Consider the following 15,422-nt stretch of genomic DNA (forward strand, 5'->3'; position numbering starts at 1 on the left):
ATCAGCATGAAGCATCTGTTCCCCAGCACTGCCCTCGCTTTATTCATCGGTATCGGCTTGCTGCCGATGTCGAGCAATACATTCGCAGCCAATAGCTGGGACAAGCTTCAACCCGATCGTGACGAAGTGATCGCCAGTCTGAACGTCGTGGAGTTGCTCAAGCGCCACCACTACAGCAAGCCGCCGCTCGATGACGCACGCTCGGTAATCATCTACGACAGCTACCTCAAGCTGCTGGATCCGTCGCGCAGCTACTTCATGGCCAGCGACATTGCCGAATTCGACAAGTGGAAGACGCAGTTCGACGATTTCCTCAAGAGCGGCGACCTGAACGCCGGGTTCACCATCTACAAGCGCTACCTGGACCGCGTCAAAGCGCGTCTGGACTTCGCTATTGCCGAGCTGAACAAAGGCGTCGACAAGATCGACTTCACCACCAGGGAAACCTTGCTGATCGACCGCAAGGACGCCCCTTGGCTCAAATCCACCGCAGAACTCGACGACCTGTGGCGCAAACGCGTCAAGGACGAAGTCCTGCGTCAGAAGATCGCCGGCAAGGATTCCAAGCAGATCCAGGAAACCCTGACCAAGCGCTACAAGAACCAGTTGGCGCGCCTGGACCAGACCCGCGCGGAAGACATCTTCCAGGCGTACATCAACACCTTCGCCATGTCCTACGACCCGCACACCAACTATCTGTCGCCGGATAACGCGGAGAACTTCGACATCAACATGAGCCTGTCCCTCGAGGGCATCGGTGCCGTGTTGCAAAGCGATAACGACCAGGTGAAAGTCGTGCGCCTGGTGCCGGCAGGTCCGGCGGACAAGACCAAACAGGTTGCACCGGCCGACAAGATCATCGGCGTTGCCCAGGGCAACAAGGAAATGGTCGACGTCGTGGGCTGGCGCCTGGACGAAGTGGTCAAGCTGATCCGTGGTCCGAAGGGCACCGTGGTGCGCCTGGAAGTTATCCCGGCCAGCAATGCTCCGAACGACCAGACCACCAAGATCGTGCCGATCACCCGTGAAGCGGTGAAACTCGAAGATCAGGCCGTGAAGAAGTCGGTCTTGAATCTGAAGCAGGACGGCAAGGACTACAAGCTCGGTGTCATCGAGATCCCGGCGTTCTATCTGGACTTCAAGGCCTTCCGTGCCGGCGATCCGGATTACAAGAGCACCACCCGCGACGTCAAGAAACTGCTGACCGAATTGCAGAAAGAGAAAGTCGACGGCGTGGTCATCGACCTGCGCAACAACGGCGGCGGCTCCTTGCAAGAGGCCACCGAGCTGACCAGCCTGTTCATCGACAAAGGCCCGACCGTGCTCGTGCGTAACGCCGATGGCCGGGTCGATGTCCTGGAGGATGAAAATCCGGGCGCGTTCTACAAAGGCCCGATGGCGTTGCTCGTCAACCGCCTGTCCGCCTCGGCTTCGGAGATTTTTGCCGGCGCCATGCAGGACTACCACCGCGCGCTGATCATCGGCGGCCAGACCTTCGGCAAAGGCACCGTGCAGACCATTCAGCCGCTCAACCATGGCGAACTGAAACTGACCCTGGCCAAGTTCTACCGGGTTTCCGGGCAGAGCACCCAGCATCAGGGCGTCTTGCCGGACATCGATTACCCGTCGATCATCGACACCAAGGAAATCGGTGAAAGCGCCCTGCCGGAAGCCATGCCGTGGGACACCATCAAGGCGGCGATCAAGCCTGCGGTCGACCCGTTCAAGCCGTACATTTCGCAGCTCCAGTCCGAGCATGACGTGCGTACGGCCAAAGATGCGGAGTTCGTGTTCATCCGCGACAAGCTGGCCCTGGCGCAGAAACTGATGGCCGAGAAAACCGTCAGCCTCAATGAAGTCGAGCGTCGTGCCCAGCACGCCGACATCGAAGCCAAACAGCTGGCCATGGAAAACATCCGTCGCAAGGCCAAGGGCGAAGAGCCGCTCAAAGAGCTGAAGAAAGAAGACGAGGACGCCATCGCGGCCGAGGATGACAAGACCAAACCGGAAGACGACGCCTACCTCAGCGAAACAGGGCGGATTCTGCTGGACTACCTGAAACTCAACACGGCAGTGGCCAAGCACTGAGTTTGTACAAACAACTGATGGCAATTTAATGCTGACGCCCCGGTAGCGTCATCAAACAGTCATCATTCTGTCGTGAAATAAAGGACCGGGCGTGCTCTTTTTACCAAGGGCACGCCCGGTCCTTTTTTTATTGCCAGAGATCGCCATGACCACAACCGAACAGCTGAGTGCCTTGAGCTCGATCCTGAGTCAAAGCGGTTTACACAGCCTGTTCCAACCGATCATCAGCCTCTCTGAACGACGCATCCTCGGTTACGAAGCCCTCAGTCGTGGCCCCTCCAACAGCCCTCTGCACTCCCCTGTCGCCCTGTTCGCCGTCGCCCGTCAGGCCGGACGCCTGAGCGAACTGGAAATTGCCTGCCGCAAAAGCGCTTGCCGACGCTTCAATGAGCAACAACTGCCTGGCCTGCTGTTCCTTAACGTGTCCCCGGAGTCCCTGCTCGAAGCGGCCCATCAACCGGGGCGCACCCTGCAATTGCTGCAGGATTTCGGCATTGCGCCAAGCCAGGTGGTCATCGAGCTCACGGAACAGACGCCGACGGATGATTTCCAGCTGCTGCAAACCGCCCTGCATCACTATCGGGCGATGGGGTTTTCGATTGCGCTGGATGATCTGGGTGCGGGCTATTCGAGTTTGCGCTTGTGGTCCGAGCTACGGCCAGATTACGTGAAAATCGACCGGCATTTCATTGATGGCATTCATCAGGATGCGCTCAAGCGCGAGTTCGTCGGCTCGATCCTGCAAATCGCCAAGGCCTCGCGGGCGCAAGTCATCGCCGAAGGTATCGAGCTCCCCGAAGAACTCATGGTGCTGACCGAAATGGGCGTGGACCTGGTGCAGGGCTATCTGCTCTGCCGCCCCCAGGAACACCCGCCACGGGATGCCCGGACATTGATGCCCCGACAGGACAGCACCGCCGTTGCACTGAGCGAAGACGGCAGCGACCTCAGCGCCCTGATCAACGAGCTGCCCGCGGTGAACCGCGACACGCCGACCGCCACGGTGCTCGAAGCCTTTCGCCGCCAGGCCAACCTGAACTCGCTGGCAGTCCTGGATGAACAGGGTCAACCCTGCGGCATTGTCCATCGTCATTCGCTCTCCGACGCCCTGCTCAAGCCCTTTGCCACCGACCTGTTCGCCCGCAAGCCCATCAGCCGCCTGATGAACGATGACTTCCTCGCCGTCGAGCTGAGTCAGTCTCTGCAACAAGTCAGCCGCCTGATCACCAGCCGTGCCCGCCAGCGCATCGAAGAAGACTTCATCATTACCCTCAACGGCGGTTACCTGGGGTTGGGCCGGGTGATCGACGTGCTCAAGCTGATCACGGAACTGAAGATCCAGCAGGCCCGCTACGCCAACCCGTTGACCTTGCTTCCGGGCAACGTGCCGATTCAGCAATGCCTGACGCGACTGCTGCAACAGCGAAGGGAATCGGTGATCTGCTACGTGGACATTGATAGCTTCAAACCTTTCAACGACATCTACGGCTATGGTCGCGGCGACGAAGTCCTGCTGTGCCTGGCGCAATGCCTGAACGATCGCGTCGACCCGTCCCGCGACTTCGTCGGCCACATCGGCGGCGATGATTTCCTGCTGGTGCTAGGCCCGGAAGACTGGCGCAAACGTTTGAACCAGTTGCTCGACGACTTCCAGAGCCAGTGCCGGCGCTTCTACCGCAGCGAGCACCTGGAAGCCGGCTGCTTCATCGCACCCAATCGCCAGGGGCAGCGCCAGGAGTTTGCGTTGTTGTCGCTGTCGATCGGCGTGGTGCATTTGCATCCACAGGCCTGTGGACAACTCGATGCGAGCCAGTTGGCCGATATGGCATCACAGGCCAAGCACCATGCGAAGAATGTGCAGGGCTATAGCGTGCATGTGATTGATAGCCGGGTGGTTTCGACTGTTGAAGAGCTGCTCGTTTCCGGGCATCGATAAGGGCGCTTTCCGGTTTCACTCGGATCAACGAGGCGCCGAGGAAGACTTCAGCTCTTCGAGCTTGATCGGCGCCAATGGATGCCCGGCCTTCGCCGCCATCTCCCAGAATCGCGCCGCTTCGACCGGATCGGGAGCCTTGCTCGCCGTCCCGGCCAGTGTGATCACGCCCACCTGATACGCCGCCTTGCCATCGCCCGCCAACGCCGCCAGACGCAACAAACGCACGCCCTCCTCACGAGCACCGAGGCCGACACCTCGAAACGCCAGGATGTGCCCATAGAAGCTCTGGGCGCCGACATTGCCCACGTTGGCCATGCGTGCGAACTGGCCTTCGAGCCAGCGCCAGCCACGTGGCTGACGGACAAACCATGACCAGTGAAACAATCGGCGCGCGAGCCAGTAACCGGCCCGCGCCTTGAGTTGTAAAAACACTCAGGCCTCGGCCGATTCCGGGTATTCGTACTCGAACACCCGCACCACTTCCGAAGCATGCCAGGACGCGGCGGCAACGCCGTCAGACGGCCCGGAAAAACGCCCGAGACGCTCGACACATTCAAAGAATCCAGTGCGCGGCAAGCGGCTGGCGCCCTGACTGATCACCAGTGAACTGCGCAATGGCTGCTCCGCCCTGGCGTCCAAGGCCGCCAGATGCTCAAGGGCCGCCGTCAGGGTCTGCATGGCCGGGGTCGGCAGCTGCAAACGCTCCAGCAATGCCCGATACGTCAACAGATGGCGCTGGCGACGCGCCTGATCCAGTTCGCCGAGCAATCCGTCCCAATGTTGACGACTGATGCGTACGCTCACGATTCATCCCTCCACCCTGGCACCGTCAATTCCCAGGCCAGGCTACGGCGAATCGCGGCGTCGGGCAGACGCTCGCCACTTTCGATCATGGCCAGGTAAGACGGGCTGATGCCTACCGTGCGGGCCAACGCCTCGATGGCGATGCCCTTCCCCTCGCGCAAACTGCGTAGTTGATCCAGACCCGGAAGTATCGCGTCTGGTGTCGCCGCCTGAGGCTTCGTGGCTTGAGGCGACGCTTGCTCTTTGATGCCCGCTGCTTTCAATAACGCCTGATACTGAGCCCATGGCAGAACCGCATATTCGGGCTCGCCTTCGCGTGTAATTATCTGAATATCCATCACTACCCCGTAGGACAACAACACTTAGCGAGTCGGCACTTTTCCCTAGAAGTGTAATCCTAACAGCGGCCAAGGTCGCGGGGGGCATCAATCTATGAACTCATCAAAATCGAATCAGTGTTTTTTCGGGCCTTGAAGTTGAAGTTGCTCGGGGGTATCAGGCAGACGCTCAACCACCGCGAGCTTCTCCGGCACCTGCCGTTTGCGCCAGGCGCGGAAGGCATTGAGCTCGTCGTCGAGCACTTTCATCAGCCATGCCAGTACCGCGATGTCATCGAGCATGCCAAATACTGGAATGAAATCCAGGATCGCATCCACCGGACTGAGGAAATACATCAGGCCCGCGACAACCGAAACCAACGCCTTGGGGCTGATGGCGCGATACTCACCACGCCAATAGGCCAGGCAGAGTGCCTGCAACAGCTTCAAGTCGTCCTTGATCTTGCCCAATCGATTACCCTGGCTTGCGCCTTTACTGGCGACCGCGAACAACAGGGTTGGCAATCGACCGCGTGCCAGCAGACGTCCGGCCAGTGGCAGGAAACGAGCGAAACTCCAGGGCGTTTTCATCATTCCTCCCGTTGAAATGTTATCCACACAAATTGTGGATAACCTTGTGAACAGAGCTGCTTTTCATCGCTGTAAGCCCCGTTTTACAAGGCTCGCGTTCAGATCGGGCGTTTTTTACTCATCAAAAAAAACCCATAATTTCATTGACTTGGCGGCCTTGTGCGTCTACCGCCAACACTACTATGCCTAAGACTCCAGCCTAGAGCGTCTGTTCGTTTTGTTTACCCGTGCCGAACGCCAGATGCAACAACGCCCCGCATGAGCGAGGCGTTGTTATCGAAGCAGGCGCTGGTTACTTGGCAGCGGCGTCTTCTTTTCCCGGATCCTTGATGGCCAGCAGTTCCAGGTCGAATACCAGCACCGAGTTGGCTGGAATCGCCGGGCTTGGGCTTTGAGCGCCGTAAGCCAGGTCAGCAGGGATGTACAGCTTGTACTTCTCGCCAACGTGCATCAGTTGCAGGCCTTCGACCCAACCCGGGATCACACCGCTGACCGGCAGATCAATCGGGCTACCGCGCTCGACGGAGCTGTCGAATACGGTGCCATTGGTCAGCTTGCCGGTGTAGTGAACGGTCACTACGTCAGTCGGCTTTGGCTGAGGACCATCGGCTTTCTGCACGACTTCGTACTGCAAGCCCGAAGCGGTGGTGGTCACGCCAGCTTTCTTGGCGTTGTCTTCGAGGAATTTCTTGCCGGCAGCCGCCGACTCTTCGCTCATCTTGGCCATGCGCTCTTCGGCACGCTTTTGCAGTGCGGCGAACGCCTCGACCAGTTCTTCGTCTTTGAGCTTCTGCTCTTTCTTGCCGACGGCGTCTTCGATGCCCTGGGCTACAGCCTTGGAATCCAGGTCATCCATGCCTTCCTGAGCCAGGCTCTTGCCCATGTTCAGGCCAATGCCGTAGGAAGCTTTTTGCGCCGGAGTTTTCAGCTCTACGCTGGTCTGCGAATCACAACCCGCGAGTACCAGGCCAACCAGGGCTACCGCCGCCGCCAACCGATGCTGTTTCATGCTATTTCCTTGTTCATGCGCCTAAAGGGCAATCGAGTAAAGCCGCGAGCTTATCAGGCCGCCACGACCAATGGCTACCGGCATGAGAGCCGGAAACAATTGATAAGTTCAGGTGTTTAAACGCATTTCACAATTCGTGTCGATGAAGCTTCTTTCATCTTGTTCCGACGCAGGCTGATTCCTGAACCTACAATATCTGGCGTAATGGCCTCTTGCCCCACCCTGAGTGCTCGGGCATAACGGCATGATCATTCGACAAGGAAGTTTATTTTGCGCCTCTTCTTTCGTTTGCTGATTCTCATCGCACTACTGCTCGGGCTGGTCATCGCCGTGGTTCTCTATTACGTCGCCAACCCGAAATTGCCGGCCTGGTCGCCCGCACAACAGGTGCATTACCTGGAGCAATGGAGCGCCGCCGATCGAGATACTTATTACTTCACACCCCAGGGTACTCAGGTCAAAGGCTTGCGCTATGACTGGTTCACTGCCCTCGAACTGCCCTTCTCGCAACAACGCTTCGCCACCCCCGAATACCTCGCCCGCTTCGGTTTCCTGGTGGCCCCCGGCCAGGCACCAACACCGAACAACCCCGGCAACCTCCCGGCGGGCTTTACCCGGCACCAGAACGCGGGTAGCCCGGATGTGTTTCTGGATATCACCTGCGCGGCCTGCCACACCGGTGAACTGCGCTACAAGGGTCAAGCCCTGCGTATCGACGGCGGCTCGGCGCAACATGTGCTGCCGTCCAGTGTTCCTACGCTCAAAGGCGGCAGTTTCGGACAGGCCCTGGTGGCCAGCCTCGCCTCCACTTACTACAACCCGTGGAAATTCGAGCGCTTCGCACGCAACGTGCTTGGCCAGGACTACGAGACGCGCCACCAACAGTTGCGCAAAGATTTCAAATCTTCACTGGATACATTCCTCAAAGTGGCCTGGAACGACACCCATCGCGGGCTCTATCCGACCGAGGAAGGCCCGGGGCGCACAGACGCCTTCGGGCGCATCGCCAACGCCAGCTTCGGTGATGCGATTTCCCCCGACAACTACCGTGTGGCCAATGCCCCGGTCGATTATCCACAGCTGTGGGACATGTGGACGTTCGAATGGGTGCAGTGGAACGGCTCGGCGAAACAACCCATGGCCCGCAACATCGGCGAGGCGTTGGGCGTCGGCGCCACGCTGAACTTCTTCGACAAGAACGGCCAGCCGCTGATGGGCGATGCCCGCTATCCGTCCAGTGTCCGCGTGCGCGATCTGCACCTGATCGAAGAAACCCTGCAACGACTCTCGCCTCCGGCCTGGCCGGAAGATCTGTTGGGCGCGGTCGACAAGCCTCTGGCAGCCCAGGGGCGAACCTTGTTCGCCGAAAACTGCGCGGGTTGCCATGTACCGCGCACCAGCCAGGGCGACGGACGATACGTCCAGCACCTGAAAATGCTCCCGGTGGATTACATCGGCACTGACCCCGGCGCGGCCAACAACATCGCCGACCACCGCTTCGACCTGACAGCGCTGCAATGGAAGCAGGCCGAACTGGAAAAACTCGATGTCGAGCCAAAACCCGACGAGCCTCTGGACCTGAGCAAGATGTCCGTGGCCAAGGGACTGGCCTATGTCACCGCCTATGTCCAGGACCGTGCGTATCAAGACGCCAATGTCACCCCTGTCGAGCGCCCTGAAATGGACGGTTTCGGTCTGCCAATCGGAGTGCGCGAATTGCGTTCGTACAAGGCCAGGCCATTGGCGGGTGTATGGGCGACACCGCCGTTTCTGCACAACGGTTCGGTACCGAGTATTTATCAACTGCTGTCGCCTCAGGATGAGCGTGCGACCACGTTCTATAAAGGCACTTTCGAATACGACCCGGGACACCTGGGTTACCGCACCGAAGCCTTTGCCAATGGCTTCCTGTTCGACACGCGTATCACCGGCAACCACAACGGTGGCCATGAATTCCGTGCCGGCAAACTTGGCAATGGCGTGATCGGCCGCGGGTTGCAGCCGCAAGAACGCTGGGCATTGCTGGAGTATCTGAAAGTGCTGGGCGGCCCGCTGGAGGCGCAATTGCCATGACCACTGCCTCAGTCAGGAGAACGTTCCCATGCTGATAACGCTCTGGCTGCGCCTGGGCGCCTTCCTCGCCAGGCTGTTGCTGTGGTCACTGGTCCTCGGCGTGCTGGGCTGGGCCCTGGCCAGCGCCTGGTTTGCCTGGCAGCATCGCGGGCCGGTCTCGGCGCAGGAGTTGATTGCGGACGACGAAGCGGCGATGACCCAGGACATCATCCAGACCGCCGTGCGCATCGTCGATCAGCACCGTGAAAGCACCCGCTACCTGCGCGACGCCCATGCCAAGGCCCATGGCTGTGTGAAGGCCGAGGTTCAGGTGCTGCCGGAACTGCCAGGTGAACTGCGCCAGGGTGTGTTCAGCGAGCCGGGCAAAACCTGGCAAGCGACAATGCGCCTGTCCAACGGCAATGCCTACCCGCAGCTCGACAGCATCCGCGACGCCCGGGGCATGGCGATCAAACTGTTCGATGTGCCGGGCAAGCAACTGTTGAGCGACCGGCAGGGCCGAGGCGAACAGGACTTTGTGATGTTCAACCACCCGAACTTCTTTGTCAGTAATGTCGCCGAATACCGTCAGAACGTCGCCGCCCAGGCCAACGGTAAAAAGATGATGGCCTTCTTCCCCGGCCGGGACCCACGCACCTGGCAGGTTCGCCACCTGTTCATTGCCCTGTCGACACTGGCCCCTGCCCCGTCGAGCCCGACCCAGACGACGTACTTTTCGGTTTCACCCTACAAATTCGGTGAAGCCAATGCGAAGTTCCGGGTCATGCCCGATCCCGATAGCTGCCCGACCTACAACCTGCCGGAACAGAATCGCAAGCTGCCGAACTTTCTGCGCAATGCGCTGAACCAACAGCTGTCGACCGACCGGGTGCCTGCGTGTTTCGCTTTGCAAATCCAGCGACAGGACGCCAACAGGTACATGCCGATTGAAGACACCAGCATTGAGTGGCGCGAGAGCGATGCGCCCTTCGAGACGGTGGCGCGGATCAAGGTTCCGGCGCAGGACTTCGATACACCGGCGCTGAACCTGCAATGCGACAACCAGTCGTTCAATCCCTGGTTCGGCGTCGAGGCGCACCGACCGATTGGCGGGATCAATCGCCTGCGCAAGGCCGTGTATGAAGCCGTCAGCGACTACCGGCACAGCCGTAACGCCGGACTGTAGGAGCGAGCTTGCTCGCGAAAAAACCATGGGCGCCGCTGGCTATCTGAACCTACGCGTTATCGTTAACGACCATCGCGAGCCAGCTCGCTCCCACGGGGAGCGAGGAAAGCCAAATCCCAGACAGCAAAAAGCCCGCACAAGGCGGGCTTTCTGTGGTGACCTGGCGTTCAGTGTTCCAGATTACCGAATATGGCGCAGCGGACGGGACTCGAACCCGCGACCCCCGGCGTGACAGGCCGGTATTCTAACCGACTGAACTACCGCTGCGCGTAGCGTTGAAAGTGGTGGGTGATGACGGGATCGAACCGCCGACATTCTGCTTGTAAGGCAGACGCTCTCCCAGCTGAGCTAATCACCCTTTACCTTCGTTGCGGGGCACATTATGCCACAGGTTTTTATAAAGTGTTGATTTATTTGAAGTTTTTTCAAAAAAATCTAAAAACCGGTGAAACGATGCAACCTGCAGGAACAACATACAAACTTGGAACAGAAAAAAACCCGCGTTAGCGGGTTTTTCCGTGGTGACCTGGCGTTCAGTGTTCCAGGTTACCGAATATGGCGCAGCGGACGGGACTCGAACCCGCGACCCCCGGCGTGACAGGCCGGTATTCTAACCGACTGAACTACCGCTGCGCGTAACACTGAAAACGAATGGTGGGTGATGACGGGATCGAACCGCCGACATTCTGCTTGTAAGGCAGACGCTCTCCCAGCTGAGCTAATCACCCTTCGCTTCGGTGTGGCGCGCATTCTACGGAGCGACCCAACCTCTGGCAAGCACTTTTTAAAATAATTTTCTCAGCCCTTCCAAAGGCTTAGAGAAAGGTTGGCCTATGGCACGGCGAAGACAATAATGCCCCCCTTTGTATAAAGGAGAGACTCACCCCATGTGGTTCAAAAACCTGCTTATCTATCGCCTGACCCAAGATCTGCCTGTTGATGCCGAGGCGTTGGAAACTGCACTGGCCACCAAACTGGCGCGCCCATGTGCAAGCCAGGAGTTGACCACCTACGGTTTCGTCGCGCCATTCGGCAAAGGCGAAGATGCACCACTGGTACACGTCAGCGGTGACTTCCTGCTGGTGTCCGCACGCAAGGAAGAACGTATTTTGCCGGGCAGCGTCGTGCGTGACGCCGTCAAGGAAAAGGTCGAAGAGATCGAAGCCGAGCAAATGCGCAAGGTCTATAAGAAGGAGCGCGACCAGATCAAGGATGAAATCATCCAGGCCTTCCTGCCCCGCGCCTTTATCCGCCGCTCGTCGACCTTCGCCGCCATCGCGCCGAAACAGGGCCTGATCCTGGTCAACTCGGCCAGCCCGAAACGCGCCGAAGACTTGCTGTCGACCCTGCGTGAAGTGATCGGCACCCTGCCGGTGCGTCCACTGACAGTGAAGATGTCCCCGACCGCGACCATGACCGAGTGGGTCACCACCCAGAAAGCCGCGGACGACTTCTTTGTGCTGGACGAGTGCGAACTGCGCGACACTCACGAAGACGGCGGCATCGTGCGTTGCAAGCGCCAGGACCTGACCAGCGAAGAAATCCAGCTGCACCTGAGCACCGGCAAAGTGGTCACTCAACTGTCCCTGGCCTGGCAGGACAAACTGTCCTTCGTCCTCGACGACAAAATGGTGGTCAAGCGCCTGAAGTTCGAAGACCTGCTGCAAGACCAGGCGGAACAGGACGGCGGCGACGAAGCCCTGGGCCAACTGGACGCCAGCTTCACCCTGATGATGCTGACCTTCGGCGATTTCCTGCCGGCGTTGGTTGAAGCGCTGGGTGGCGAAGAGACTCCGCAGGGGATCTAAACGCTTGTGATCTCAAACTGTGGGAGCGGGCTTGCTCGCGAAAGCGGAGTGTCAGTCAGTATCTATGTCGACTGACACTCCGCTTTCGCGAGCAAGCCCGCTCCCACATTTGGTTTTGTGGTGCTACTTAATAAAAAGGATCAGGCCATGCGCGCACTGGCTGCATTAAGTCGTTTTGTCGGCAACACCTTCGCTTACTGGGTACTGATTTTCGCTGTCGTGGCGTTTCTGCAGCCGGCATGGTTCATCGGCCTCAAAGGCGCCATCGTGCCCTTGCTGGGGCTGGTGATGTTCGGCATGGGCCTGACCCTCAAACTCGAAGACTTCGCCGAAGTCGCTCGCCATCCCTGGCGCGTGGCCCTGGGCGTGGTTGCCCATTTCGTGATCATGCCGGGCGTGGCGTGGTTGCTCTGCCAGGTGTTCCACTTGCCGCCGGAAATCGCCGTCGGCGTGATTCTGGTCGGCTGCTGCCCAAGCGGTACCTCGTCGAACGTGATGACCTGGCTGGCCCGTGGCGACCTGGCGCTGTCGGTGGCCATCGCCGCCGTCACCACCCTTCTCGCCCCGCTGCTGACCCCAGCCCTGATCTGGCTGCTGGCCTCGGCCTGGTTGCCGGTGTCGTTCATGGAGTTGTTCTGGTCGATCCTGCAAGTGGTGCTGTTACCGATCGTGCTGGGCGTGGTTGCCCAACGGGTGCTCGGCGACAAGGTTCGCCATGCCGTGGACGTGTTGCCGCTGGTGTCGGTGGTCAGCATCGTGATCATCGTCACCGCAGTCGTCGCCGCCAGCCAGGCGAAGATCGCAGAGTCCGGTCTGTTGATCATGGCCGTGGTCATGCTGCACAACAGCTTCGGCTACCTGCTGGGCTATTTCACCGGGCGCCTGTTCAAGCTGCCTCTGGCCCAGCGCAAGTCCCTGGCCCTGGAAGTCGGCATGCAGAACTCCGGATTGGGTGCCGCATTGGCGAGTGCACACTTCTCGCCACTGGCGGCGGTGCCGAGCGCCTTGTTCAGCGTGTGGCACAACATTTCCGGGGCATTGCTTTCGACGTATTTCCGCCGCATGAGCGAGAAACAGGATCGGGAAATGGCGGCGCAACAGGCCAGTAACTGAGTTGAAAACTTGATCCCCGGGTTAATGCTGGGCACTATACTGCGCAACGCGAGGACGACCTCGCGGCTCGATCGAGTCATTAATCAGGGGACGACCCCGTCAGACGATGGAGGTCTTCATGTCCTGGATCATTCTGTTTTTCGCCGGCCTGTTCGAAGTGGGCTGGGCCGTCGGCCTCAAGTACACCGACGGCTTCACCCGCCCGCTCCCCACTGTGCTGACCGTTGCGGCCATGGCTATCAGCCTTGGCTTGCTCGGCCTTGCAATGAAGGAATTGCCGCTGGGTACGGCCTATGCGATCTGGACCGGTGTCGGCGCCGTGGGCACGGTGATCGCCGGGATCATTCTGTTTGGCGAGTCCATGGCGCTGGTGCGGTTGGCGAGTGTGGCGTTGATCATTTCCGGGCTCGTTGGCCTGAAGGTCAGCGCCTAGGCCACTATTGCCTTCGCGAGCAAGCCCGCTCCCACATGGGATCTTCAGTGAACACAAAGTTTGTGTACGACTGAGATCAAATGTGGGAGCGGGCTTGCTCGCGGAGAGGCCGGTAGAATCACCGATTATCTTACGGCCCCACGCAAATCCCCCACCAACGCCTGCAACTTGACCGGCTCTGCCACCTCAACCGCCACCGCCGGCCCTGCCACCAATGTCACCCGCGACCACAACCGGCGAAACAGCCCTTTACCCGGATCGCGGCTGAAGAAACTCCCCCACAACCCCTGCAAAGCCAACGGAATCACCGGCACCGGGGTCTCTTCGAGAATCCGCGTCAAGCCGCCCTTGAACTCGTTGATCTCGCCATCGGCGGTCAATTTACCCTCGGGGAAAATGCACACCAGCTCACCGTCCTTCAGATACCGGGCAATGCGCGTGAAGGCTTGTTCATATATCTGGATGTCTTCCTGGCGCCCGGCAATCGGAATCGTCCCCGCGGTACGGAAGATGAAGTTCAGCACCGGCAGGTTGTAGATCTTGTAGTACATGACAAAGCGAATCGGCCGACGTACTGCGCCGCCAATCAGCAAGGCGTCGACGAATGACACGTGATTGCACACCAGCAACGCCGCGCCTTCATCGGGAATCAAATCCAGATTGCGATGTTCCACGCGGTACATGGAATGGCTGAGCAGCCAGATCATGAAACGCATGGTGAACTCGGGGACGATCTTGAAGATGTAGGCGTTGACGCCGATGTTCAGCAACGACACCACCAGGAACAGCTGCGGGATCGACAGCTTGGCCACACTCAGCAAGACGATCGAGACAATCGCCGACACCACCATGAACAATGCGTTGAGGATGTTGTTGGCGGCAATCACCCGCGCCCTCTCGTTCTCCGCGGTACGCGACTGGATCAGCGCGTAAAGCGGCACGATATAGAAACCGCCGAAGACACCCAGGCCGAGGATGTCGAGCAACACCAGCCAGGCGTGGCCAAAACCGAGGATCTCGATCCAGCCATGGCCGGCGGCGCTTTCCGGTATTGAGCCGGAATGCCACCACAGCAGCAGGCCGAAAACGGTCAGGCCGAACGATCCGAACGGCACCAGACCAATCTCGACTTTGCGCCCGGAGAGTTTCTCGCACAGCATCGAACCCAATGCGATGCCGACCGAGAACACCGTCAGAATCAGCGTCACAACGGTTTCATCGCCGTGCATCCATTCCTTGGCATAGGCCGGGATCTGCGTCAGGTAAATCGCCCCGACAAACCAGAACCACGAGTTGCCGACAATCGAGCGTGACACCGCCGGTGTTTGCCCCAGGCCCAGCTTCAACGTGGCCCAGGACTGGCTGAAAATGTTCCAGTTCAGGCGCATTTGCGGCGTGGCCGCTGCCGCCCGGGGAATGCTGCGGCTGGCCAGGTAGCCGAGCACCGCAATGCCGATGATCGCCGCGGACACCACCGGCGCGTAATGCGCCGAAGACATCATGACCCCGGCGCCAATGGTACCGGCCAGGATCGCCAGGAAGGTGCCCATTTCCACCAGGCCGTTGCCGCCTACCAGTTCATCTTCCCGCAGGGCTTGCGGCAGGATCGAGTACTTCACCGGCCCGAACAGCGCCGAATGGGTGCCCATGGCGAACAGCGCCAGCAGCATCAACGACAGGTGATCGAACATGAAGCCGACGGCGCCGACCGCCATGATGGCGATTTCCCCAAGCTTGATCAGGCGGATCAACGCGTCCTTGGCGAACTTTTCCCCGAATTGCCCGGCCAGGGCCGAAAACAGGAAAAACGGCAGGATAAACAGCAGCGCACACAGATTGACCCAGACAGAGCGGTCACCTTCGATGGTCAGCTTGTACAGAATGGCCAGGATCAACGACTGCTTGAACACGTTGTCGTTGAACGCCCCGAGGGACTGGGTGATGAAGAACGGCAGGAAGCGCCGGGTGCGCAGCAAGGTGAACTGTGAGGGGTGACTCATCTTCCATGTGTCCCTGGATTGTGGCTGGAGATCGGGTAAAGAATGGCCTGGATACTGTAATTGGAGTATCGAACGTCGCTCCAGG

The 15,422-nt window shown here is 59.4% G+C and carries 13 protein-coding genes and 4 tRNA genes; 7 read left to right on the forward strand and 10 right to left on the reverse strand.

Annotated elements, in window-relative coordinates:
* Positions 1 to 6 precede the first annotated feature (6 nt).
* On the forward strand, positions 7 to 2,088 hold the full coding sequence (locus tag KGB29_RS04925; protein ID WP_191626119.1) for a carboxy terminal-processing peptidase: 2,082 nt from the start codon (positions 7 to 9) through the stop codon (positions 2,086 to 2,088).
* Positions 2,089 to 2,233: 145 nt separating this feature from the next.
* The gene (locus KGB29_RS04930; protein WP_154909991.1) at positions 2,234 to 4,024 is read left to right on the forward strand and encodes a bifunctional diguanylate cyclase/phosphodiesterase; all 1,791 of its coding nucleotides are present in this window, start codon (positions 2,234 to 2,236) and stop codon (positions 4,022 to 4,024) included.
* A 24-nt stretch (positions 4,025 to 4,048) separates the two neighbouring features.
* Here KGB29_RS04930 and KGB29_RS04935 read toward each other — a convergent pair whose 3' ends face one another.
* The 5 genes from KGB29_RS04935 to KGB29_RS04955 form a co-directional block, all read right to left on the reverse strand.
* Positions 4,049 to 4,456: a sel1 repeat family protein gene (locus KGB29_RS04935; RefSeq protein WP_154909990.1), complete on the reverse strand. Its 408-nt coding sequence runs from the start codon at positions 4,454 to 4,456 to the stop codon at positions 4,049 to 4,051.
* Positions 4,457 to 4,828: a hypothetical protein gene (locus KGB29_RS04940; RefSeq protein ID WP_007898892.1), complete on the reverse strand. Its 372-nt coding sequence runs from the start codon at positions 4,826 to 4,828 to the stop codon at positions 4,457 to 4,459.
* The gene (locus tag KGB29_RS04945; protein ID WP_007974980.1) at positions 4,825 to 5,166 is read right to left on the reverse strand and encodes a helix-turn-helix transcriptional regulator; all 342 of its coding nucleotides are present in this window, start codon (positions 5,164 to 5,166) and stop codon (positions 4,825 to 4,827) included. The genes KGB29_RS04940 and KGB29_RS04945 overlap by 4 nt, the downstream gene beginning before the upstream one ends.
* A gap of 114 nt (positions 5,167 to 5,280) precedes the next feature.
* Positions 5,281 to 5,736 carry a YkvA family protein gene (locus tag KGB29_RS04950; protein ID WP_057715782.1) on the reverse strand — a complete coding sequence of 152 codons (456 nt, stop codon included), beginning with the start codon at positions 5,734 to 5,736 and terminating at the stop codon, positions 5,281 to 5,283.
* Between the two features lie 292 nt (positions 5,737 to 6,028).
* Positions 6,029 to 6,745 (reverse strand): FKBP-type peptidyl-prolyl cis-trans isomerase, encoded by a 717-nt coding sequence (locus KGB29_RS04955; protein ID WP_057715783.1) that lies wholly within the window; start codon positions 6,743 to 6,745, stop codon positions 6,029 to 6,031.
* A gap of 270 nt (positions 6,746 to 7,015) precedes the next feature.
* Between KGB29_RS04955 and KGB29_RS04960 the strand changes: the two genes are divergently transcribed.
* Both KGB29_RS04960 and KGB29_RS04965 read left to right on the forward strand, forming a co-directional pair.
* A complete protein-coding gene (locus KGB29_RS04960; protein WP_154909989.1) occupies positions 7,016 to 8,818 on the forward strand; it encodes a di-heme-cytochrome C peroxidase in 1,803 nt (600 codons plus the stop codon).
* A 28-nt stretch (positions 8,819 to 8,846) separates the two neighbouring features.
* Positions 8,847 to 9,983, forward strand: a complete 1,137-nt coding sequence (locus KGB29_RS04965; RefSeq protein ID WP_154909988.1) for a catalase family protein — start codon at positions 8,847 to 8,849, stop codon at positions 9,981 to 9,983.
* A gap of 190 nt (positions 9,984 to 10,173) precedes the next feature.
* On the opposite strand, the gene KGB29_RS04970 is transcribed toward KGB29_RS04965, so the two are convergent.
* The 4 genes from KGB29_RS04970 to KGB29_RS04985 form a co-directional block, all read right to left on the reverse strand.
* Positions 10,174 to 10,250: transfer RNA gene (locus tag KGB29_RS04970), tRNA-Asp, on the reverse strand.
* A gap of 15 nt (positions 10,251 to 10,265) precedes the next feature.
* A tRNA-Val gene (locus KGB29_RS04975) sits at positions 10,266 to 10,341 on the reverse strand.
* 198 nt (positions 10,342 to 10,539) lie between these two features.
* Positions 10,540 to 10,616, reverse strand: a tRNA-Asp gene (locus KGB29_RS04980).
* A gap of 19 nt (positions 10,617 to 10,635) precedes the next feature.
* Positions 10,636 to 10,711, reverse strand: a tRNA-Val gene (locus tag KGB29_RS04985).
* Between the two features lie 159 nt (positions 10,712 to 10,870).
* Here KGB29_RS04985 and rdgC point away from each other — a divergent pair.
* From rdgC to sugE, 3 genes are all read left to right on the forward strand, one after another.
* On the forward strand, positions 10,871 to 11,791 hold the full coding sequence (rdgC, locus tag KGB29_RS04990; protein WP_007969735.1) for a recombination-associated protein RdgC: 921 nt from the start codon (positions 10,871 to 10,873) through the stop codon (positions 11,789 to 11,791).
* 147 nt (positions 11,792 to 11,938) lie between these two features.
* Positions 11,939 to 12,904 carry a bile acid:sodium symporter family protein gene (locus KGB29_RS04995; protein WP_150814129.1) on the forward strand — a complete coding sequence of 322 codons (966 nt, stop codon included), beginning with the start codon at positions 11,939 to 11,941 and terminating at the stop codon, positions 12,902 to 12,904.
* A gap of 118 nt (positions 12,905 to 13,022) precedes the next feature.
* Entirely contained in the window at positions 13,023 to 13,337 is a 315-nt protein-coding gene (gene sugE, locus KGB29_RS05000; protein ID WP_007977599.1) for a quaternary ammonium compound efflux SMR transporter SugE, read from the forward strand.
* Between the two features lie 125 nt (positions 13,338 to 13,462).
* Here sugE and KGB29_RS05005 read toward each other — a convergent pair whose 3' ends face one another.
* Positions 13,463 to 15,337: an MFS transporter gene (locus KGB29_RS05005; protein WP_150814130.1), complete on the reverse strand. Its 1,875-nt coding sequence runs from the start codon at positions 15,335 to 15,337 to the stop codon at positions 13,463 to 13,465.
* Between the last annotated feature and the right edge of the window lie 85 nt (positions 15,338 to 15,422).

The sequence above is a fragment of the Pseudomonas sp. BF-B-30 genome, from assembly GCF_019956305.1.
Lineage (GTDB): Bacteria > Pseudomonadota > Gammaproteobacteria > Pseudomonadales > Pseudomonadaceae > Aquipseudomonas > Aquipseudomonas jessenii.